This window comes from Paenibacillus phyllosphaerae, from assembly GCF_014192105.1.
Lineage (GTDB): Bacteria > Bacillota > Bacilli > Paenibacillales > Paenibacillaceae > Paenibacillus_Z > Paenibacillus_Z phyllosphaerae.
Genome location: NZ_JACHXK010000012.1, coordinates 166,283 through 189,601 on the forward strand (window position 1 = coordinate 166,283; position 23,319 = coordinate 189,601).

The 23,319-nt window shown below is 55.9% G+C and carries 14 protein-coding genes; 11 read left to right on the forward strand and 3 right to left on the reverse strand.

Going from position 1 to position 23,319, the window contains the following annotated elements:
• Positions 1–100 precede the first annotated feature (100 nt).
• The 5 genes from FHS18_RS22480 (at position 101) to FHS18_RS22500 (ending at position 8,914) form a co-directional block, all read left to right on the forward strand.
• Positions 101–1,144 carry an iron-hydroxamate ABC transporter substrate-binding protein gene (locus FHS18_RS22480; protein WP_246427837.1) on the forward strand — a complete coding sequence of 348 codons (1,044 nt, stop codon included), beginning with the start codon at positions 101–103 and terminating at the stop codon, positions 1,142–1,144.
• A gap of 303 nt (positions 1,145–1,447) precedes the next feature.
• The gene (locus FHS18_RS35255; protein WP_183602615.1) at positions 1,448–3,901 is read left to right on the forward strand and encodes a YcdB/YcdC domain-containing protein; all 2,454 of its coding nucleotides are present in this window, start codon (positions 1,448–1,450) and stop codon (positions 3,899–3,901) included.
• Between the two features lie 215 nt (positions 3,902–4,116).
• Entirely contained in the window at positions 4,117–4,680 is a 564-nt protein-coding gene (locus tag FHS18_RS22490; protein WP_183602616.1) for a TetR/AcrR family transcriptional regulator, read from the forward strand.
• Between the two features lie 26 nt (positions 4,681–4,706).
• Positions 4,707–7,964 carry a bifunctional cytochrome P450/NADPH--P450 reductase gene (locus FHS18_RS22495; protein ID WP_183602617.1) on the forward strand — a complete coding sequence of 1,086 codons (3,258 nt, stop codon included), beginning with the start codon at positions 4,707–4,709 and terminating at the stop codon, positions 7,962–7,964.
• 134 nt (positions 7,965–8,098) lie between these two features.
• Positions 8,099–8,914, forward strand: a complete 816-nt coding sequence (locus tag FHS18_RS22500) for a lipoate--protein ligase family protein (protein WP_183602618.1) — start codon at positions 8,099–8,101, stop codon at positions 8,912–8,914.
• A gap of 82 nt (positions 8,915–8,996) precedes the next feature.
• Here FHS18_RS22500 and FHS18_RS22505 read toward each other — a convergent pair whose 3' ends face one another.
• On the reverse strand, positions 8,997–10,127 hold the full coding sequence (locus tag FHS18_RS22505) for an ATP-binding protein (protein WP_183602619.1): 1,131 nt from the start codon (positions 10,125–10,127) through the stop codon (positions 8,997–8,999).
• A gap of 299 nt (positions 10,128–10,426) precedes the next feature.
• Here FHS18_RS22505 and FHS18_RS22510 point away from each other — a divergent pair, with 299 nt between their 5' ends.
• Together FHS18_RS22510 and FHS18_RS22515 are read left to right on the forward strand one after the other, a co-directional pair.
• A complete protein-coding gene (locus FHS18_RS22510) occupies positions 10,427–11,113 on the forward strand; it encodes a Na-translocating system protein MpsC family protein (protein ID WP_183602620.1) in 687 nt (228 codons plus the stop codon).
• 282 nt (positions 11,114–11,395) lie between these two features.
• Positions 11,396–11,599: a hypothetical protein gene (locus tag FHS18_RS22515; RefSeq protein ID WP_183602621.1), complete on the forward strand. Its 204-nt coding sequence runs from the start codon at positions 11,396–11,398 to the stop codon at positions 11,597–11,599.
• Between the two features lie 91 nt (positions 11,600–11,690).
• Here the strand turns inward: FHS18_RS22515 and pdxR are convergent, their stop codons facing one another.
• Positions 11,691–13,127 carry a MocR-like pyridoxine biosynthesis transcription factor PdxR gene (pdxR, locus tag FHS18_RS22520; protein WP_183602622.1) on the reverse strand — a complete coding sequence of 479 codons (1,437 nt, stop codon included), beginning with the start codon at positions 13,125–13,127 and terminating at the stop codon, positions 11,691–11,693.
• Between the two features lie 207 nt (positions 13,128–13,334).
• Between pdxR and FHS18_RS22525 the strand changes: the two genes are divergently transcribed.
• Positions 13,335–13,736, forward strand: a complete 402-nt coding sequence (locus tag FHS18_RS22525; RefSeq protein ID WP_183602623.1) for a VOC family protein — start codon at positions 13,335–13,337, stop codon at positions 13,734–13,736.
• Positions 13,737–13,781: 45 nt separating this feature from the next.
• Here the strand turns inward: FHS18_RS22525 and FHS18_RS22530 are convergent, their stop codons facing one another.
• Complete coding sequence (locus FHS18_RS22530; protein ID WP_246427838.1) at positions 13,782–15,827, reverse strand: methyl-accepting chemotaxis protein; 2,046 nt, start codon at positions 15,825–15,827, stop codon at positions 13,782–13,784.
• A 451-nt stretch (positions 15,828–16,278) separates the two neighbouring features.
• Between FHS18_RS22530 and FHS18_RS22535 the strand changes: the two genes are divergently transcribed.
• From FHS18_RS22535 to FHS18_RS22545, 3 genes are all read left to right on the forward strand, one after another.
• Complete coding sequence (locus FHS18_RS22535) at positions 16,279–20,820, forward strand: glycoside hydrolase (protein ID WP_183602625.1); 4,542 nt, start codon at positions 16,279–16,281, stop codon at positions 20,818–20,820.
• 166 nt (positions 20,821–20,986) lie between these two features.
• Positions 20,987–22,606: a carboxypeptidase regulatory-like domain-containing protein gene (locus FHS18_RS22540; protein WP_183602626.1), complete on the forward strand. Its 1,620-nt coding sequence runs from the start codon at positions 20,987–20,989 to the stop codon at positions 22,604–22,606.
• 200 nt (positions 22,607–22,806) lie between these two features.
• The gene (locus FHS18_RS22545) at positions 22,807–23,289 is read left to right on the forward strand and encodes a hypothetical protein (RefSeq protein ID WP_183602627.1); all 483 of its coding nucleotides are present in this window, start codon (positions 22,807–22,809) and stop codon (positions 23,287–23,289) included.
• Positions 23,290–23,319: the final 30 nt, after the last annotated feature.

Below are 23,319 nucleotides of genomic sequence, written 5' to 3' on the forward strand. Positions count from 1 at the left end.
CGTGGTTGACAAAATTAGCGCAAACCACTTTAATGGTAATGAGAATCATTTTCAAAAGCAGAACGGAAATAATTTTAACATAATTGTAGGGGGATTTAAATTGTTTAATACTTTCACCACGAAAAAGCTGCTGCAAGTCATAGCCATCGGGGCTTTCGCATTCACGCTGACTGCATGCGGCAACAACGCGAACGAAACCGGTAACGCAGCGAATAACCAAGCTACGGAGCAAACGGCGAATAACGCGGCGAATGCGACCAATGCGGCGAACACGACCGATTTGGCTTCGACTGAAGCATCCGATACGCGCACGTTGACAGACGCAATGGGCCATGAGGTTGTCGTTCCGGCGAACCCGCAGCGCGTCATTGCCAGCTACCTGGAGGACAACCTGGTCGCGCTCGGCATCAAGCCGGTCGCGCAATGGAGCGTTAAAGACGGCAAGAGCATCCAAGGGTACCTGCAAGGCGAACTGAACGGCATTCCGACGATCGGCTATGATCTTCCGTTCGAGGCGGTTCAGAGCTTCAAGCCGGACCTGATCATCATGGACTCGGCATCCATGGTCGAAGGCGGCAAATATGAGCAGTACAACCAAATCGCGCCTACGTACGTAATCGGTACGGAAGTGAACAACGACTGGCGTGACGAGCTGCTCCGCGTCGGACAAGTGTTCGGCAAGGAAGATGCGGCCAAGCAAGCTCTGGCGGATTACGACAAGAAAGCGGCTGACGCGAAAGCGACGATCGCGGAGAAAGTCGGCAACCCTTCTGCAGCGGCAATCTGGCTCGTAGGTGGCAAATTCTTCATGGTTAGCGAGACGCTGTCCAGCGGCGCGGTTATGTATGGCGATCTGGGTCTGAAAGTGCCTGCGGTCGTGAAGGAAATCTCGGCAAGCGCAACAGGCAACTGGAGCGAGATCTCGCTCGAGAAGCTGGTCGAACTGGACGCGGACTACCTGTTCCTCGTCAACAGCGACTCGGCTGACGGTTCGACTGCGCTGAGCGAAGCGCTGTGGAAGAGCATCCCTGCCGTCAAAGCGGGCAACGTCTTCGAATTCACGCCGAACGAAAGCTGGCTGTACACAGGTACGATCGCGAACTCGCAAATCATCGACAACATCCTGAAGAGCATCGTGAAGTAATTCGGCTCTTCGCATTTCAGTTAAGAACGATTCGCTTTCCTGAAAGCGAATGTCACATGCACCTCCAAGAACGGACGTTGGAGCCTGTCTAGGCTGACCGATGTTATTCTTGGAGGTGTTTTTTTGGCAGAATGAGATAACCGCATGATTGCTGGATCGTCTATTAGGCATCCGCCGCATGCGGGCTGTCTTATTTTGATTAAGATTTTCGAAACTTTTGCTAGTTCCCTGCGTTTATACAAAGATGTGTAAAAATGGAATCCATATTCCTCCTACCTCTTCATAGCCAGAAAGGATGATTTCGTGAAAAAGCATGCTGTACCGTCAGCCTCCAAAGATGCAGCTCTCTATCCAGTCTCGACGCCTCCGATCTCTTATTCCAGACCCAAGCTTCTGCGCATACTTGCGACCGGCGTACTCGGAGCCATCGTCCTTCAAGCTTCGCTGCCGCCCTCGACCGTGAATGCGGCTTCCAACGAGATTGACGTGCCGGCGGTTTCCGTAGAATCTGCGGCTTCCGGCAGCGGCTTGAGCGACACAACCGGCCCGGGGGAAGAGCTTGTTATCACTTCGATTGAGAAGGGGCTCGATCCAGCGGATGCCAAGATTACGAAGGAGCAGGCAGTCGAGATGCTGCGCGGCTGGTTCCCGGCGCTGGCCAAGGCGGAATTGGACGGCCTGGAATACGGGACCCCCAATAGCTACCCGTCGCCGAAGCAGGCGATATGGCGCGTTCATTGGTCCATCCGTGAAGGGAACAACATCAGCGGGTTCAGCAGCGCAATCGACGCCATGACCGGCGACCTGTTGGAGTTCCATCTCCCTTACGAACAGGCTGACAGCAATCCTTCCTATTACCCGCCCAAGGTGAACCGGGAGCAAGCGAAGCAAATTGCGCTGGAGTGGGTCAGGAAAGCGTCTCCGTCCATTAAGCCAAGCGAGCTTGTCGAACTGGAAGGCGACGAGTCTCTCGTTCAGCCGTCGGCCTTATTCGGACCTGTCCAGCATCCGTTTCAATTCCAAGTTCTCGTCAACGGCGTCGTATCGAATGCGGATCGGCTGCATATGGTCATTGACGGCAACGGGCAGCTCTCCAATCTTTACCGGATCCGTTATCAGGGGACTTACCCCTCGGCAGCCTCGAAGCTGAGCGAGAGCGAAGCGCTGGCCCGAATGACGGAATCGCTCGAGCTGATGCCCGCATATATTCCGCAGTACACCGATCCCTACCTGGACGATGCCAAACTGGAATGGAAGCTCGGGTACGTCCCGCTTGAAGGCACGTTCGGCATTCTGGACGCCATTAGCGGCGAGCTGCTCCGCGAAGACGGCGAACTTAGCAAGCCGCTCCGCTTCTCCGCGATTCCGAAGGGGAGCAGCTTGTTCCAACCGAACAATGGCAGCCAGTTAACCGTAGACCAAGCGGAAGGTACGGTTCTGCGTTACGCTTCGCTTCCCGAAGGATACGAACGGAATCGCGCGAACTTAGATGTCCATTACAGGGACAAGAGCCGGAAAGTATGGACGATTAACTGGCAGAAAGCCGGCGATGGGCCGCAATTCGGGTTTGACAATGAAGTCTCGGCTACCGTCGATGCCGTTAGCGGGCAAATCTTAAGCGTCAGCCGCTTTGATTACCGGCAGGATGAGAGCGCGTCCGACAAGCCGTCATCATCCGCGAGCTTGAACGAAGCCGAAGCGAAGCAGCGCGCCTTGCAATGGATCGGCGAGCTCTATCCCCATGCGGCAGATACGTTGAAGCTGGCGGGCGAAGCGGATATCATCCCGGAAGGCGATGCGGCTTACCGATTCCGGTTCCAACGATTCGAAGGGGATTATGCCGTATTGAATCACACGGTGTCCCTGACTTTGGGCCGCGACGGCAAATTGTATAATTACGACACGTCGGAGTACGCGCCTATTTTCGAACCGGTCAAGCCGACCCCGCAGTTCAAGCTCACAGTGGACGAAGCGGTGGAAACTTATAGGAAAGCGATTAAGCTGGAGCTGAAGTATGCACAGTTCGGTGGGGGATACAATCTCTCGTTGGGCAAAGAAACAGAAGCGATCATGAAGCTGGTCTATACGCCGCAACTCAGTACATACGGACTTCCGTATCTGGATGGCGTAACCGGTAATTTGTTGCAACAGTACCTTCCGGAGGATACGGGGAGCGGCGCGTCGGAGGAACCTGCAGACCTGACCGGTCATTGGGCGGAAGAGCCGTTGCGCACCCTGCTCGATTACCAGATCATACAGCCGGATGAGAATGGCCTGATCCGGCCGGACGAGGCGATCGCGCTCGGCGAATGGCTGACGATGGTGACCCAGGCGCTGGGAGGCGGCTGGTATGGCGGAGGCAACGCGGAACAAGCTTTCCAAGACATCGATGCGTCGAGCCCTTACGCTGCCGCCGTTCAGCTATTCGTAAGCCGCGGCTGGCTGGACGCGTCGCCCGGGCAAGCGCTGGAACCGGAGCAGCGGCTGACGCGCGCCAAGCTCGCCGAGCTGCTCACCGGGATGGTCAATTACAAGAAACTTTCGTCCTTCATGAATACCGATGTGACGGTAAGCGGGCTCAAGGATGCCTCGGCGATTGCCGATAAAGGCGCTGCAGCTATTGTGCTGCGTCTTGGCTTGCTCAGTCCGATCGATGGGAAGTTCATGCCGGAAGCTCCGGTGACGAAGGCGCAAGCGGCGACGGTGATGATGCGCCTCGTTAGGCTTCAAGGCAAGTTGGACGCTTCCATCATGTAGCGCTCCTTTGTTCAATATGGAATGAATAGGCTCCCCTCTAAGCAGGCAGGTTTGCGAACCGGCTGCTTGGAGGGGAGTTTTTTGCGCTTAGCCTTTGCCAGGGTAGGCGAAGTCTAGCCGGGCCATTTGATTTTCGGAGTAATATGAAGTAAGATTCTCTCATATGATAGATTTATCTATCAAAATAGATGCAGCCGATTAAAGGAGCAAGCGATATGACGAAATCCGGAATAACATCGAAGGAAGCGAAGCTTCATGCGATATTGGATGCCGCGACGGAGCTGTTGGCCAATAAGCCGACGGCTTCATTGACCGAAATTGCCGACCATGCGGGAATTGGCGTCGCTACCTTGCATCGTTACGTAGAGAGCAGGGAGCAGCTCATGCTCCAGCTGTGCCTTAGGGTCACCAAGGTTGTAGGAGAGACGATTAAGCGCCTTGCCGAAGAGACGAAGGATGAAGAAGCCTACATTCCCGCGCTTGTGGAAGAGCTGATCCCAATGGGCGACAAAATCCATTATTTGACCAATGAGGCTTCGCTGTACTACAGCGAAGAGATGGCGGCCGCCGAACGCGAAATACTGGAACCGGTCCGCGCTTCCATCCGCTCTTTGCAACAGAAGGGGATCATGCGTCAGGACCTGGATTCGGAGTGGATCCTGAATGTGCTGTACTCCTTGCTTATCCTGACCTGGCAGCAGGTTCAGCAAGGGAATATCGCGAAGAACGCAGCTGCCAAGCTTGTGCTCGACACCTTGTATCGCGGCGTACGCACCTAATCCGTTTCATTGGAGGGAAGCTCACTATGAAGGAAACAGGAAGAGGCATGATTCCCCAGCCCAGGACATACGGACCGCTCGGCAATTTGCCTTTGATCGACATGAATAAGCCAACGCTCTCGCTCGGCAAGCTGGCGGATAAGCTCGGCCCGATCTACCGGCTCACTGCGCCGGGCTACACGAGCCTCATTCTGTCCGGCCATGAGCTGGTCAAGGAGGTTTGCGATACCGGGCGGTTCGACAAGCATGTCTACAGCGAGCTTGAGAATTTGCGCGCCCTTGGCGGCGACGGGCTGTTCACCAGCTGGACGAACGAGCCGAACTGGCGCAAGGCCCATAACATTCTGCTTCCGACCTTCGGCAAACAAGCCATGAAAGGGTACCACGGCATGATGCTCGATATTGCGCAGCAGCTCGTGCAGAAGTGGGCCCGCTTGAACCCGAACGAGAGCGTTGACGTCCCCGATGATATGACGCGATTAACGCTGGATACGATTGGACTATGCGGCTTCAACTACCGGTTCAACAGCTTCTACCGGGAAAACCACAATCCGTTCGTGATCAGCATGGTGCGCGCCTTGAACGAAGCGATGCTGAAGAGCTCGCGCCTGGGCATACAGAACCTGCTGATGGTGAAGACCAGAAGGCAGTTCGAAGCGGACATTCAGACGATGTTCACGCTAGTCGATCGGATTATCGAGGAGCGCAAAGCTAGCGGAACCGGAGAGGAGACCGATCTGCTCGCCCGCATGCTGAACGGCCAAGACCCGGAGACGGGCGAGAAGCTTGACGATGAGAACGTCCGCTACCAGATCATCACCTTCCTTATCGCCGGACATGAGACGACAAGCGGGCTGTTGTCGTTCGCCATCTACTTCTTGCTGAAGAATCCGGAGGCGCTGCGGAAGGCATACGAGGAAGCGGATCGCGTCCTGACCGGCCCGGTTCCGACCTATGAACAGGTGCTTCAGCTCGACTATATCCGGCTGGTTCTGAATGAATCGCTGCGGCTGTGGCCGACGGCGCCGGGTTTCGACCTCTATGCGAAGGAAGATACGGTCATCGGAGGTCAGTATCCGCTGAAGAAAGGGGAGAGCGTCAGCGTCCTGCTCCCGCAGCTTCATCGCGACAAGGAGGCTTGGGGGGAGGATGCGGAGTTGTTCCGTCCCGAACGGTTCGCCGATCCGTCGAAGGTGCCGCATCATGCATATAAGCCGTTCGGCAACGGCGAGAGAGCCTGCATCGGCATGCAGTTCGCGCTATATGAGGCAACGCTGGTGCTCGGCATGATCTTGAAGCATTTTGAGCTGGAAGATCATCTTAGTTATGAGCTGGATGTACGGCAGACGCTGACGCTGAAGCCCGGGGACTTCCGGATTCGCGTGAAACCGCGTATCGGCAAGCAAGCTCCCGCCGCATTCTATGAGGGGACGGAAGGCATGGGCCCAACGATGAACGCGGAGCGTATGGCGAGGGAACGGAATGCGCCGCAATCCGATGCGGCCGCGGGAGCCGAGAATTCGCCGCTTCTCGTGCTGTACGGCTCTAATCTGGGGACGGCCGAAGGGATTGCGAGGGGACTGGCCGATACGGCCCGCAAGTACGGCCTCAACAGCGAAGTCGGCGCGTTGAACGATTGGGCCGGCAAGTTACCGCAGGAAGGCGCGGTGCTGATCGTCACGTCATCTTACAACGGGAAGCCTCCGCACAATGCGGCCGAGTTTGTTCAATGGCTGCACGGGGCATCGGCCGGCGATCTGAGCGGCGTTCGATATGCCGTGCTTGGCTGCGGCGACCGCAATTGGTCGAATACGTACCAGAGCGTGCCGATATGGATCGATGAACAGATGGCACGGAAGGGCGCTGTCCGATTGGCTCAACGCGGCGAGGCCGATGCCGGAGGGGATTTCGAGAAGTCGGTTGACGAGTGGCGGAAGAGCATGTGGCAGCATCTGGCCCAGGCATTAGGACTGAGTCCGGAGGGTAAGACGGAGTCCATGCAGGATCTTGGCGGATTGGACATCCAATTCGTAGCCGATGACGCGATCAGCCCGATTGCCCGGATGTACGATGCGGTCTATGCCCGCACGGGGGTTAACCGGGAGCTGCAGGCCCCCGGCAGCGGCCGCAGCACGCGGCATATCGAACTGCTGCTGCCCGAAGGTCTTGCATACCGGGAAGGAGATCATCTCGGCGTATTGCCGACCAATAGCGCGGCGAATGTAGACCGGGTGCTTCGCAGGTTCCGCCTTCGCGGCGGCGAACGGGTGGTTCTGTCAGCGGGCGGAGGCCGGCAGGTTCATCTGCCGCTCGAGTATCCTGTCGATCTGCGTGAATTGCTGAAGCACTGCGTAGAGCTGCAGGAACCAGCCACTCGCGCGCAACTGCGGGCGCTTGCCAGCTGGACCGTGTGTCCGCCGCACAAGCGGGAGCTGGAGCGAATGCTCGAAGAAGAGACGTATCTGCGCGATATTCTGGGCAAGCGGGTCTCGATGCTGGATTTGCTGGAGCAGTATGAAGCGTGCGAGCTGCCCTTCGGAGCCTTCCTGGAGCTGCTGCCCCCGCTTAAGCCGAGATATTATTCGATCTCGAGTTCGCCGGCGGATCAGCCGAGCCAGGCCAGTTTAACGGTAGCCGTCGTGCATGCGCCAGCTTGGAGCGGAAGGGGCCAGTATCGCGGCGTGGCCTCCGGTTATCTCGCGGGGTTAGACGCCGGCGACGAGGTGCTGATGTTCACCCGCACGCCCGGATCCGGCTTCCGGCTGCCGGACGATCCATCGGTGCCGATCGTAATGGTCGGGCCGGGAACGGGGATAGCGCCGTTCCGGGGATTCCTGCAAGCGCGCGCGGCACTGAAGCGGCAAGGAGCATCGCTTGGCGAAGCGCATCTCTTCTTCGGCTGCCGCAATGAAGCCGACTATCTTTATCGCGAGGAACTGGAGGCATATGCCCAAGACGGAATCGTTACGCTCCATACCGCGTTTTCTCGCAAGGAAGGCCAGCCGTTATGCTATGTTCAGCACCTGCTCGATAAGCATGCGGAAGCGTTAATGGACTTATTCGCGCGGGATGGCCGATTGTACGTCTGCGGCGATGGCAGCAAGATGGCGCCCGAGGTCGAAGAGACGCTTCAACTCGCTTACAGCCGAGTCTACCGGACAGACGTTCAGGATGCGATGCGCTGGTTCAACCGTCTGGAGGAAGAAGGCAGGTATGCCAAGGATGTATGGGCCAACGGAACAAGCGGAATTAGGCAAGGCGAGAACTTATCCTATCATCTTTAGTCTTTCAAAGCGCAGCTTGCGATGCCGTACCGGTCGTAATCGAGTATAATCAACCAATAGCGGTTAGATTGGACTTAGTGACGACAGTACGGAAGGAAATGATTATGGAGTCATACGAGAAGGGTCGTTCCATCATGAGCCAATCGGGAGCGGCATCCGTCTTCCACATCTGGGATCATTCGGCAGTCCCGATGGAAGGCGACGTGCTGCTGCCTTTCGGATATGAGGAATGGTTATGTCAGGAGATCGGCAAGGGGACGCTGCCGCCCGGCGTTCATCTGTGGCGCCATCGGCGGGCGGCGGTACTGGGCCTCCGCGACCGGAGGCTGCCGCATGCGGAAGCGGCGATGCAGGAACTGGCCGGCGACGGCTGGTCGGTCGCCGTGCGCAACTCGGGCGGCGCGTTCGTGCCGCTGGATGAGGGCGTCGTCAATCTGGCCCTTATGCTGCCGAATCCAGAGGGCAAATTCAGCCACCATGCCGATTTTCACCGGATGGTGGAGCTGCTCGAGCTTACGCTGGCGGCTTGGGGGCTGCAAGCGGAAGCGGGCGAGGTTCAAGGCGCTTATTGTCCGGGCGAATACGATGTCGCGGTGCGAGGGCGGAAGTTCTGCGGCATCGCCCAGCGGCGGCAGGTGCGCGCGAGCAGCGTGCAGGCTTTCGTCGTCGCGAGCGGGAGCGGCGCGTATCTGGCGGGATTGGCGAAAAACTTCTACGAGACGGCCAGCGGCGGACTTGCGGGACTGGAATATCCCGAAGTTGAGTTGTCCAGTACGGCCAGCCTTGCCGAACAGGCATCGGAGGCTACCCTAACGGCGGAAGGTTTCGTGGCGGAATTGAAGCGGATCTTCATTCATATCGGCGGCATCGAGACGCCGCCTCCCGTGCCGCCTGCCGGCGAGATCGAGCGGCTGGCGGCAGCGATACGAGAGCGGTATGACCGCGGTTGAATGCGAAGCATGCATTTTACATCGAAGGAGAAGGGGACTGTCCAGCGACAGTCCCCTTCTGCCGTAACAAGTCTGGAATGCGTTAGCAAGGCTTCGGAAATTCAATTTTGAACACGGTTCCCTTGGCGCTTGTGCCGACGTCGATCACCGCATTGTGGCGCCTGACGATGTCGTAACAAATCGCGAGGCCGACGCCCGTGCCGCCAGGTTTCGTCGTGACGAACGGCGTGCCGAGACGGTCGACTACTTCTTTGGGGATACCGGTTCCTTCGTCCAACACCGTGAAGCCGACGGTGTCCGCCGTCTCGAAGGTTTCGATGTAGATGTGCCCCCCGGCCGGCGTCGCATCCATCGCGTTCCGGACCAGGTTGAGAATGAGCTGCTTGATTTCCTTGGAATCCATTAGAATGTCGCACACCGCAGTTTGGCGTATAATGAGCTTTTTTCTCGCAAGAAAGGCATCATTCTCGATCAGCGGGGATAGACGTTCGATGACCTCGAGGAGATTGCCGGTCGTCAGCTGCCGCTCATGGACCTGGGCCAGGGACAGATAGTCGGAAATGATCTCGTTCGCGCGGTTCAGCTCCTCGAGCAGCATGTCAATAATGGATCGATCATCTTCGTAACGCTGCTTCACCCGCATAATCTGCAGGAATCCTTTCACGGTGGTGAGCGGATTGCGAACCTCGTGGCTTATTCCCGCCGCCAAGTGCGACACGTGTCCCAACCTGTCCAGCCGCTCCAACTCTTTCCGAAGGTAATCTTGTTCATGCCGCGTTCTTCTCTCCTCCATGACATGGAACGTTATATCCTCCGAGATCGACACGCCCCCAATCACTTCTCCTTGCGGATTGACAATCGGTTTGCTGTTCCATACCGCGACTTTCCTTACCCCGTCGGGCCATTCGAGCTCAACGATCTGCTTATTCTGGCTGTTCTGCGCCATCGCTTTCTGCAAGGTCAATTGCTCGGGCGTCAGTTCTCTGCCATGGACGTCAAATGTTCTTACTTTCGGAGGTTCATCGGCCGTCATGGAGAAATTGTCTCCTTCCCGTATGCGTAGGAATGCGGCGGCCGTCCGGTTATGCCGGATGACCTTGCAGTCCGGGTCTACGGCTATGGAGACGCCGCATGGAAGTACGAACAATTCGGCCATCAAGTCAGCTAATGTTTTGTTGTTCAAGACGAGAGGGTCTTGCAAGTAGTGGTTCATCTTCTCGAACCTTTCTATTGGGCGGATTTGAGGAAAAAAAGAAAAAGCCAAAATAGAAGCGCGAGGCTTCTATTTTGGCTTATGGAGCAGCGCAATCTGCCGATTGTCTCTATCATCTTCCAAATGGCGGGTATGTAATTATAGATACCTGTGCAGCAATTATGAATGAAGGGTTAGATGTTGGCTTCCATTCCAACAATCCTTCTCTAGCTTACTCAAATGCAAGCATAATTACAATGGCGGAGGGAAAATCTAACAAACGGACAAACGATCAAATACGTGAGGGGGCTGCCTTCGCAATGGAGATTCAGCAACGGTTATTGGAGATCAGCACGCTGGCGAGCAAGATGCTGCGCAAAAACTTCGGCAGAGGGCCGGAGAACTGTCAGGCTTATTGGCGGCCGCCTTTTATGGTCATAACGATCCGCGGATTCCTTACGCCGATGGAAGCGATTCTGCTGGAGAACGGCAATCGGGACGCCATCGAATTTTCGCGCCGGATCGTCATGAACAACATATTGAACCAACTCAAAGGTGCCTTGGAGGCGGAGTTTGATCAAGATGTCCAGGCCTTCTACCACGATTGGAATTATGAGCGCAATACGGGCATGCTAATGGCTATATTTGACGAGAATGTCACAGTTGGCTCTGACGGCGGGGAGATGTTCCCCGAACGCCTGCCGCTGGAACAAGAGGTAGCCAGAATCAGCCTGCTTGTCCAGAAGACGCCGGAAATAACGGAAGCGTACCGCATTACGCCCAAGATCTATTTGGTCAAGCGAACCGGTATTCTCGTTCCGATCGAGAAAGCGTTAATCGCAAAAGGGTACGAGCAAACCTTGCTCGTGACGAAGGATGAGCTGGAGAAGAGCTACTTTAACCGGGAAGGCCGGTTTAACGAAATTTTCCAGCAGAAGGTGGCGGATATATTCGTGGATTGGAATTTGAATGACGATAACAGCATGCTGGGCTTCGTCCTTGCCTGACGATACGGCATGGAATCGACTGAATTGGATGGTAGGAATCCTCGCTAATTGGCCCGTTACAGGCGTAGCCGGACCGGATATGATGGTACTGGCAATACAAAGAATACGTCAAAGGGTGATTAAGAGGATGACATACATCGTAATTCTAAGCGCGATCATAGTCGTAAGCTGCGCGGTCGTTTATTTTGGCGGGGTACAGCTGATCCGCGACGATGACGCATTGGTCGATCAGCATTCCTAGATTAGCTTCATAGAACATGGCGTTCACCAGGAGGTTCAGACGTGGGCATCGGCTATATTCTCATTATATCGGTAATCGTAATCGCACTGCTTGCAACGCTCGCTGTTGGGTTCTCCAAGGAAAATAAAGACGGCAATCCGGAGTACGACCGGAAGCACGGGAAGAAGTGGACGCGCTTGTCCCTCCTCTACGTGATCGTTACCGTGCTCAGTCTGGTCGCTCTCTTCTGGTATATCAGCACCTAGCAAGCCTCGTCAGGCACGAATAGGCATTAATAGAAAGGCCCATCCCGCGCGGATGGGCCTTTCTATTAGGGTCATGGTATTCGAGAGACGATTACTCCATCGTCTTGCGCAGTGCCATGGCGAATTGGGCAATGCCCGGTTCGATCTCATGGACGGACGGACGAGCGTATGTAAACCGGACGAAACCGGATTCCGAGCCGTAGACGCTGCCTGGCACGAACGCGACGCCGTGCTTCAATCCGTTCTCGAGCAGCGCATAGTCATTGACCGGCCGATTGATCCGGCACCATAGATTCAATCCGCCCTTGGGCAGTTCGAACGACACCTCGTCCGCTAATTGACGTTGCAGCGCTTGCGCCATCACGTCCCGCCGGAAGCGCAATTGGTCGCGAAGCTGGATCAGATGCGGACTCAACTCGGGAGAAGCCAGGAAGTGAGCGGCGATCCACTGCGGGAAGATGCTCAGTCCGAAGTCCATCTGCTGCCGTGCGTCCGCTAGACGTTGAATGACCGAATGAGGGGCTACCATCCAGCCGATCCTTAGTCCGGAGGCGGCAATCTTCGAGAGCGAACCGATGTATAGCACGGTACCGTTCTGGTCGAGCATCTTAAGCGGAGGCGGCACTTCTTCATCCAACGCCGTCAAACTGAACGGATCATCCTCGACAATCGGTATCCCGAGCTGTTCGCAGATACGCAAGATAGCGATTCTTCGTTCGGGGCTGAGCACCGTTCCCGTCGGATTATGATAATTCGGATTCAGGAACACCATGCGGATCCGATGCTGCGTATATAAATTTAGGATGTCGTCCGGGATTACCCCGTGCTCGTCGACGGCCATACCGAACAGGCGGATACCGGCGGACTGGAACATGGGGAGCGAATAACAATAGGAGGGATTCTCGATGGCGATCGCATCCCCCGGGCTTAGCAGGCCTTGCGTAATTAAGTACAAAGATTGCTGTGAACCGGATGTAATCAAGATAGACTGGTTGGTCGCCTGGATGCTCCTATGTTCGTGCAGGAACGAGGTCAAGGCGGTCCGCAGCGGGACGTAGCCTTGAGGATCGCCATATCCGAGCGGCTGGTCAAAAGGCTCATTCCGGATCAATGACGTGATCGTGTCATTCGGGCATAGTTCCGCGGCAAGCTCGCCATACGCGAGATTAATGACCGTTTCTCCGCTTTGCAGTCCTTCGCGGATTCGCCGCATGAAAGGCAAGCTCGGCTGCAGAATTCCGCCTTCGACGTAGCGGTTCCAGTTCGGCGTCCGTCTTGACGTCTTGCCCCATTTGCGCGGGCTGACGCGCGTACCGCTACCCTTCATGCTCTCGATCAGGCCGGAGGCGCGCAGCTCTTCATAAGCTTGCACGACGGTGCTCCGGTTCACGCCAAGCTGCTCGGACAGCTTGCGTTCAGCCGGCAGCAAGCTTCCGGAAGGGAGCTCGCCGAGTGAAATCCGCTGCTCGAGATGGTCGGCGATTTGTTGGTATAAAGGTTTGTTAAGGCTTCGATCGGGCTTCCACAATGCTGCAACACCTCTTGTTTAGAATGACCAATAGACAGAGGGAAAATAAGGGCTTTACGTTGTTGTGTCCTTGTAAGTGTAACAATGATTGGGAGACGGGGGAAAGAGGAAGGTTGAAATTTGCCGAATGCTCGTATACAATCGTAGCGGCTTGAACCCTTAGAAGAGGAATCCTAGACCACAAAGTTGCGAGGAGATGAGCTAAACATGGAACAAGTGACCCCGTTCTTAATGTTTCAAGGCGGGACGGCGGAGGAAGCGATGAACTATTACACATCGTTGATCGAGGACTCCGAGATTACGAGCATCGCCCGTTACGGTAAGGGCGAACACGGGGATGAAGGAACGGTCAAGCAGGCCGTCTTCACGCTGAAAGGCCAGCCCTTCATGTGTATCGACAGCAATCTGAAGCACGAATTCTCGTTCACCCCGTCGTTCTCCATCTTCTTGACGTGCAGTTCGGAAGGCGAGCTGGACAATCTCTACGACAAACTTATGACCGGCGGACAAGCGCTTATGCCGCTGGGAGATTACGGATTCAGCAAGAAGTTCGGATGGTTGAACGATCAATTCGGCATCTCCTGGCAGCTCACGCTTCCTCATGAATAAAACGAAACGAGGCAGGGACCAAGTCCTTGCCTCGTTGTCGTTCAATTAGTCGACTTTGAACTTGCCGGCCGCGGTTGCCAATTCGCGGCTAAGCTGATCGATCGAATTGACCATCTCGGCCAACCGCTGCACCATGCCATTCTGATCCTGCAGCGTTGCGGTCACCTCTTCCACGGAAGCCGAGACCTCCTCGCCGGAAGCGGACAGCGCTTGAGCCGATTCGATAACCGTATCTTTATCCTTCTCCATCCGGCTGATCTCGTCGGCCATGTCCTTGATTTGCGCGGTAATGCCATTCACATGGCTGGCGATGGTACGGAACGCATCTTGCGTCCTTGCCACATAATCATCCTGCAGCTTCGCGATCGCCTGGATCTCCTGGACGCTCGCATGATTCTCCGCAACGAAGCTTAAGTTCTCGAGGATAATGGCGTTGATCTGCTCCGACTGCTTGGAGCTTTGCTCCGCAAGCTTGCGGATCTCGGCGGCGACGACCGCGAAGCCTCTGCCGTGCTCGCCCGCGCGCGCCGCTTCGATGGAGGCATTAAGCGCGAGCAGATTCGTCTGGCCGGCGATTTCTTTGATCGCGCCGGTAATCGAATTAATGTGCGCCGAGCTTTCCTGCAGCTTGTCCGTGACCGCGGATATCTTCTGCACTTCGCTCTCATTCTGCTCCTTGATGCGGATGAGCTCCTGCACGACTTCACCGCTGGCATGGAATACTTCAATGATGCCGTCCGCGCGTTCTTTCACCAATTGCGCTTGCCCGTTCATCCCCGCGAATTTCTCGCCGAAGCTATAGAATTTGTCCACGATCGTCTCCGTATCTTGCGCTTGGGACTCCATCGCCGTCGAAATTTCGAGGGTGGTCGTTGTCGTCTCCCGGATCGAATGGGCCGTCTGTTCGGCCGACGCATTGAGCTGTGCGGTGCTGTCATTCATAACGACGATGGACCGGTTCATGTTCTGGATAAGTTCTTTGTTTTGGCATGCCATCGTATTGAAGCTGTCCGCCAGTTCCTTGAATTCGCTCTTGTACTTCCCTTGGGCGGTTACGGTCAGGTCGCCCGTAGCGAGCTTGCGGAAATATTGCGTAAGCTCCTTGATCGGCCGCGTGATGCTGCGGGAGAGCAGCAGACCGACGACGACCGCAATGGCGTATGCGGCGATCATTATCCAGATCAAGCTCTTGGTTAACGAGTCGATGGAATCTCGGATGTCCGCGTATGTATCGACGACGAAAATGGTCCAGTCCGCGTCGGGAATCTTGGTATACAGAATATAGCGGTCTTGCTCATCAAGCTCGAGGTGCTTCAACTCGCCTGCCGCACGCTCCTCGAACAAGGTGGGATGCTCGAACGTGGTGCCGACTTGGGCATCATCCGAGCTGTTGTACAGGAAGACGCCGCTTCGGCTGAACACATCGATGGTACCTTCCTCATTGATGCGGATATCGCCGAATTTGTCGCTGAAGAAATCCGCGCCCACGGTCGTCGCATAGACGCCGATGACGTTGCCGCTTCTGTCCTTGACCGGCTGGGAGAAGGCGACCATAAGTTTCCCGGTCTCCTTCGAGATCAAGGCATCGCTGATGAAGGCATTGCCTTGCATGCTCGCTTGGTAATAGTCGCGGTCGCTCCGCGTCTGGCCGATCGAGTCCTGGTCGGTGCTGGCGATGACGACCCCATCGGCATCGATCAGCATGAAAGCATCCATGCCGCGCGAACCTTGGAACATCGTCTGCATGACCTGATTCACCTCGGTGAACAAACCGTTCTCCGACGAGAGGAACGCGTCATTCGCCATCGATCCTTGCGCCCGGAGCTCCAGCAGCTCCCGGAACGATTGGTGATTCGACATATAGTAGGCCGATTGGGATTGCAGCTGGACTGCGGACCATAGTCCTTCAGCCATGCGGTCCGCGTTGGCTTTCATCTTCTCCTTGTTCTCGGCCAAAATGATGTTGGAAGCTGTCGTATAGATCATATACGAGGAGGCCATCAAAACGGCTACTACGAGCAGGACGATCAGCGCGGGGAGCTTGATCCTCAGGGACATATGCTGCATGCGCTGCAGCGGATTACGTTTCATGTTGCACTTCATTCCTTTACACCTGATGTCAAATTGCTATGGTGTATATCGACAGTTTGTCCCTTATTGTTAATAGTTGGATGATGCATGTTGTTGAAAAAAAATGGGACAGCGCGCTTGGATTAGGAGGGAGCGTCTACATAAAGAGACAAAATAAGCCGTATCGCAAGGCGAAGCAATGAGTCCTAAGTTCGATGTAAAGGAAAACCCTACCAAGTAAAATTGAATATGAAAGCCCTTTCATCTGTGACGGAGGAAGCGCTGTTTTTTTGAAGATGTTAGAAAACGGTTTCATGAAACCCGTTTCATTAAGGGCCGACGATTGAAGGACGGAAGGGAGGGGCGCCTCGGGTAGCTGACTGCCGACTTCGTAAACGACGACCATCCAAGAGCAGACGAATGAAGGTACTGATTTACGTTTCATACATATGGCCAAGGGAGGTAAGGTACATTGAAACGGAAACAATTGAAGAAGGGCACGGCGGCGATTCTAGCCGGGGTATGCGGCCTTTCGATGTACGGCGGTCCGGGAATCGCGCACGCGGACGTGACGGCCGCGGAAGAACCGGATGCGCTCGTTACGATCGATGCATCCCAGAAATTCCAGGTCATCGATAACTTCGGCGCTTCCGACGCCTGGTCGATGGAGCAACTCGGGAAGCATTGGACCGAAGCGAATAAGGAGCGAGTTGCGGATCTGCTTTTCTCCCGTGATAAAGGAATCGGGCTGTCGGCATGGCGCTTCAATATCGGAGCGGGATCGACGGAGACGGATCAGACGATCATTACGAACCCGTGGCGGCGCGCGGAGGCATTCAAGCAGACGGAAGGCGGCGCTTACGACTGGAGCAAACAGTCCGGCCAGCAGTGGTTCCTGCAAGCGGCGAAGGATCGCGGCGTCGATACGCTGATCGCCTTCGTCAACAGCCCGCCGGTCTGGATGACGAAGAATGGGCACGGACAGCCGGATGCGAGCGTCGGCTCGACGAATCTGAAGGCCGGGTACGAGGATGAATTCGCCGCGTTCCTGATCGACGTCCTTGCGCATTTCAAGGAACAGGGGCTTGAGTTCGACTATATCAGTCCGATCAATGAGCCGACCTGGGATTGGAACAAGGCCGGACAGGAAGGTAACCGGTACAACAACGACGATATCCGCAAGGTCATTCTGGAGCTGTACCGTCAGCTGCAGGAGAAGGGGATCACGTCGCAGATCAGCGCGCCGGACGGCGTCGAGATTACCGCGCTGCTCGATGACGCGGTCTTCAAAGAATTCACGGGCAATGACCGCTATACAGGCGGAGCCAATGCGCTGGGACTGGGCAAATACCGCGAATATATCAAAGATCTGCTGAGCGATCCGGAGATGAAGGAAGCGGTCGGCAGCAAGATCGCGTCACACTCCTACTGGTCGGATTACAGCAATCCGGGGGATGATCGCTTAGGCGAGCTGCGGGAACTGCTGGCTGACAATCTGGCGGCGTATGGCGACGACGTGAAGTATTGGATGAGCGAGTATTGCATTCTCGGCTCATATGGACCGGGCAGGGACTTAGGGATCGACCCGGCGCTGTATATCGCTCGCACCATCCACTTCGATATGACGAAGGCGAATGCCTCCGCATGGCAATGGTGGACGGCGGTATCCAAGGAGGATTACAAGGACGGCCTCATCTATACGGACTTTAATCTGCCTGGGGACGAACAGAACATCCTTCCTTCCAAAATGCTGTGGGCGCTCGGCAACTACAGCAAGTTCATCCGCCCGGGCGCGGAGCGCGTCGAACTGACGGGGCTGGACGAAGAGGCGCGCAGCGGGCTGCTCGGATCGGCTTACCAGGACGAGAACGAAGAGACCGTAACGGCCGTATTCGTCAATGACGGGGCGGAAGACAAGACGATCAAGGTGCAGCTCAGCGGACTGGAGAATGATCAGACCGTCATGGCGCTGAAGCCGTACATTACGTCGGCCGGCGAAGATCTGGCCAGAGGCGAGGATGCGTTGGTGCAAGCGGACGGTACCTTCGAGGCGGTTATTCCGGCGCGTTCGATCGTTACGCTTAACGGCGATATCATCGACGCTGCCGAGACGCCGGCTGCTCCGGAGCTTACGCAGGTGACGCCTTTGAACAAAGGGCTGAAGGTGGAATTCGAATCGGCCAAAGGCGCAACGCAGTATGAAATCAGCTACAAAGGCGAGCACGAGACCGAGGGCAAGACGGTCACGGTAACGTCCGAAGGTACGGCATTGCTGGAAGGGCTGCAGAACGGCAAAGCGTACACCATTACGGTGCGTGCCGGGAATGCGAACGGATACGGGCCGCCATCGACGGTCGTAACCGCCACGCCGCAATTGCTTGCTCCGGCAATCGTTACGGCGAGCGCAGCGGACGGAGCTTTCACGGCTGCTTTCGCGGCTGAATCCGGCGTGCCCGCTTATCGCGTGCGTTATGGCACCGAGCCCGGGACGTATACAGGCGAACTGCAGGTGAACGCTTCCGAGGGCAGCATCCAAGTGGATGGGCTTACGAACGGCACGACGTACTATGGAGTCGTCGAAGCGGTGGACGGCAATGAAGTAAGCCCGCCGTCGAATGCGTTCTCGGTGAAGCCGGACGTAGCTGCCCCTGGTAAAATCATCGCGATCCCAGGCGACCGGAAAGCGCATCTGGAATTCGCTCCGGTCGAAGGCGCGCTCGGCTATAACGTGCAATTCGTGAACGCCGCGGCGAAGGCAGCACCGATCGAGAGCCTCAATCGCGAGATCGATCTGAAGGCGCTCGCGAATGACGTGCCGGTAACCGTGCGGGTATCGACGGTCGGCAAAGGCGGCGCCGGGACAGGGTATACGGAAGCGACGGTTACGCCAAGAGCGGAAGAAGTGCGGTTCGAGGATTATCTCGACAGCGGAAAGCTGGATGCTTACCAGCAGGATGTCAGCACGTGGGTCATGGAGGACGGCTTGCTCAAGCACGTCTCCGGCGGTGACCACCAAGGCGAACTGAGCGTCAAGGACCTGAACGTCATCGACGGGACAATTACTGTTGTCGCCCAGCACGCGAATGCGGCAGCGGATTGGGGCGTTACCTTCCGCAGCAGCGCCGCGGGCAAGGGGTATTGGTTCGGATTCGAGAACGGGGCCATGGTCCTTCGCAAGGACGGCGCCAATCTGACGACGCCTGTTCCGTTCTCGGCGCGCCTCGGCGAGCTGTATAAGCTGGAAGTGAAGCTTAGCGGCAAACATATTCAGGCGCTGTTGGACGATAAGGTTATTTTCGACGTGAACGATTCGCTCTACACGAGCGGTCGCGTCGGGCTGCACAGCTGGGCCGATGCGGCATTCGCCTCGTTCAAAGTAACGCGCGATGCGGCAAGCTTCGCCGCAGTGCCGGAGATCTACGAGGTGAAGGCAGGCGACCGTCAAATCGCATTGCAATACAGCGAGGTTGAGGGAGCTAGCAGCTACGCGATTCAATACGCACCGGTCAGCGGCGGCGAGTCGGCACCGGTTGAAATCCCGGCGAATCCGAGATCGACCATCGTAACGGGCCTGACGAACGATACGGCTTACTCGTTCAAGGTCATCGCGATTCGCGAGAACGGACGCGCGGAATCGACGCCAACCGTCGGCACGCCGAAGGGCAGCCCGCTGCTGTATTACGTGGATGCAGGCGATGCTACGCCTTCGCAGGTAGAAGAAGGCGAGCAGCTCGGTTCGATGCAATCGTCGGAGGAGCAGCCATACGGCACCGATCCGATTACCGGCATGAAGTGGGGCTACCAGGCGGATGACGGATCAACCTGGGCGCACACGAGCCCGCTCGATGCGTATGAGACCATTCGCCAGTACGACGGCACGGTCAACGGCAAGGGGCTAGCCTACCGTTTCCAAGTGCCGAACGGCGCCTACAAAGTGACCGTCGGATTCTTCGATCCTTGGCATGCGAACGACCGCGTCATGGATCTGACGATTAACGGCACCGAGAAGCTGTCCGATTACGTCATCGGGACGAAGCGCGAATCTCACGCCTTCGAGGATATTGAGGTGACTGATGGCGAGCTGATCGTCAAGGCGGTCAAATCCGGCAATTCCAAACCGATGATCAGCTGGATTAAGGTCGAGAAGGCAGAGGACGTCGAGGTCGTGCGGAACACGCTGACGATCAGCGGACCGGAGTCTGCGCAGAGCGGTCAATCGGTCGATGTGACCGTCGGCCTGCAAGGCGCGAACGAGGATTTCCTCGCACAGGATCTGACGGTGCAGTATGATGCCGACCGTCTGGAACTGATCGGATCGGAGCTTGCGGTGCTGGATGACCGTTATCAGCTCGTCGGTCAAGAAGAAGAACCAGGCAGCGTCAGATTGCTGCTCGTGAAGACGGGGACAGGCGAGAGCGCGGCAGGGAATGACCTGCTGAAGCTGCGCTTCAAGGTGAAAGAAGACAGCGCGGCGGGGATCGCTTCGATCTCGCTGACGGATGCTAGCGCGGCCAATGGCGAAGGCGTGGAGACGCCGCTCACCGGAGCGTCGACGGGCATCACGATTAGCGCGATCGATAAAGCAGCGCTGCGCGCATTGATTACCGAGGCGCAAGCCAAGTATGACAGCACGCCTACCGGAAGCAGCGTCGGTCAAGCGCCGGCAGCGGCGAAGACGGCCCTTGCGGCGGCGATCTCGACGGCATCGGCAGTGGTGGGCGGCACCGGTTCGACGCAAGCGCAGGTCGAGCAGGCGGCGGTCGATCTGAACGCAGCGCTCGAAGCATTCAAGGCAGCGATTATTAAGAAGCAGCCGGGCGACGTGAACGAAGACGACAAGGTCAGCATCGGCGACCTTGCGCTCGTAGCGGCCGCATACGGCAAAACCAGCGCCGACGCGGATTGGGCAACCGTTGCGAAGTCCGACGTGAACGGCGACGGCAAGATCGACATCGAAGACCTCGCGGCTCTGGCGAAGATGATTCTGGAGCAGCCAAGCGCTGTAGGCGTGTAGGCAGATGAAGTAGGTTGGTTTTGGGACCAGGCGGCCGTGATGGCTGCCTGGTTTTTTTTTCGAGCAGAAGAGGGGGCATTAGTTCATCGATTCCTCACAATAACTTCATATTCCCGATAGCCTGAAATTGGTAGAATATTGGTAGTTTACTGGAGGAGTTGAAAAAATGAGGCGGCCACTTGTATCCCTGATGTGCTTCATTGCGGTCATTGTTGCGGTTTACAGCCTGAATATCGAATCGGTCCGATCGGCCGGAAAGCAGAACGAGGTGGACCTGAAGATTAACGGCGCGACGATTCCTATCACGCAGGGCAGAGGTCCTTACTGGCAATCCGATCTGTTGATGGTTCCGCTGAAGCCCGTCGTTCAATCTCAAGGGTACAGCGTCAAATGGGATCAGCCTTCGCAATCGATTAAGGTCTCCCACAAGACGCGTAATACGGTCGTTGTCCTGAGAATTGGCGAAAGTACGGCTTTGGTCAATAAGCAGCGGGTATCCATGATTAGCCCAACTCTTGTCCATCAGGGAATGGCTTACGTACCGATTGATTTTATCGCCGACTTGCTTGAATCCTATTGGACGCATAACGAACAGAGGACAGCTGCGAGTTTAATCTCGATCAGCAGCACGGGTGCGGATGCCTATGTGAAGATTCGATCGTCTACCGGAACGGCGTTCACAGCTCTAGATGCTATTGTTCTGAAAGATTCCGAGAACTTATCGATGGTGCCGCAGCAAGAGGGATTTAAGGACGGCACGTGGGTATTTGACGGGCTAACACCGTACCGCGACTACACGTTGCTGGCAAAGTCGCCTTTCGGCGAGGTGCCGCTCGCGCATTTTACATACAAGGAGAATCTGTTAGGCTTACCTACAGTTACGCTTCCGGATCAATGGGAGGTGCAGGTTAAAGGCACGGTCGTTGACGAGAAGGGGGAGGCAATTCCGGGTTCAAAAGTATTCGTAACTGATTCGGCGTATGAACAGTTTCGGCGCGAGGTAACCGTGAACGAGGCGGGCGTCTTCCAGATTACGTCCCTCGTGCCAGGCAACTTCTACCGGATCTATGCGGAGCCTGTTAACCGGTTAAGCGATGTGTTGGAGGATTCCGCGCTCCCCGTGAACGAATTGCGGATGAATAGTAACGTGCGCGAGTTTGTCTATCGCCCGGATGCCGTGTCTGAACTTGAGCTGTTCCTGCCCCCTGTCGATGTATCGGGTAAGGTCGTCGATTCAACGGGCAGACCGTTAGTTGTTCAAGCTTCGATTCAAAATATGACGCCAGGCGGAATTGGCAAGCCGCGCCTTGAAGTTCAGGCCAATAGTAAAGCGTACTATGTGGCTGGATTGGCGGAGGGAGAAACCTACGAGATGACGGTAACGTCCGTCACCAATCCGGAGACGCTTATTGAGCAATATGAGCTTCCGAAGCCGGTACAATTCGTCTACCTGCCCGGGATGAGATTACCTGCGATAACCGTGAAGAACATCACCGCTTTTGTGACGGGGCGCGTGGTGGATCAGAATGATCAACCCGTTGAAGGCGTGCATATTTTGGGACGAAATACGCGATTAGACAGCCCTACTCAATTCCCTTACTCGGCAAGGTCGGACCGTAACGGGAATTTTACGATCAGCTTCTTAACGATCGGGGAGAGCTATGACTTTCATTTCGGCGTGCCTGGCGGATTGCAAATTTACGCCCCGAGTGTGACCGGTTATCACATTAGCCAAAGAGAGAGTCAGCTGAATGTAACATTGAAGCCTTATCGCGTCGCGAATTAATCGCTCGTTGCTAGTAGGTGTGGGGGAAGTTGATGAGGTGACCAGGCAGTCGTTATGACGGCCTGGTTTTATTTTGGGCAGAACAGTAGAGTTAAGTTGCTCTTGCATATCCGGTTGGGGAAGTGGATACCAGTTTGTGGTAGAATAGAGACATTGTGTCTTTAATAGTGGTAGAAATGGTGGAATCTGGGGGTAAAGATGTGAAGATTAGCCCTGCATGGGTAGTGGCGATCATCGGGTTGGTCGTTTTACTGCTATTCGTCATTCCTGCATACAGAGAATCTAGCGAGAGGAAGGCCAATCTTGAAGTCTTTATGATGAACTTGGGTGAGGTCATTCGAACCAAGAGTACTTTTCAAATGACGGATGTCGCCACGTTCGAATGGGATTACATGTATATGTTCCGTCCCTACACACCAAGCGCTGACATGGAGAAGGCAGTCGGGTCGAAATGGGATCCAGATGAATTGACGGATGATCTTCTTCATCAGTTGGTGTTCGTGAAAGACGACCAAGTGGTGCTGGATGTCACGTTAGACAGGCAGGCAGGGGATTTTACGCAGAGTAAGGATCGGATTGAGCGCAGTGACGATTGGTTCGTCATCGAAAAGAAGGAAGAGCAATATAACCGTTACTATAAGGTCCAGGACAAGAGCGTTGTCATTCGAAATGCGATGGAGTAGTTGCTCATAAAAAATGATCCCCGAATTAGA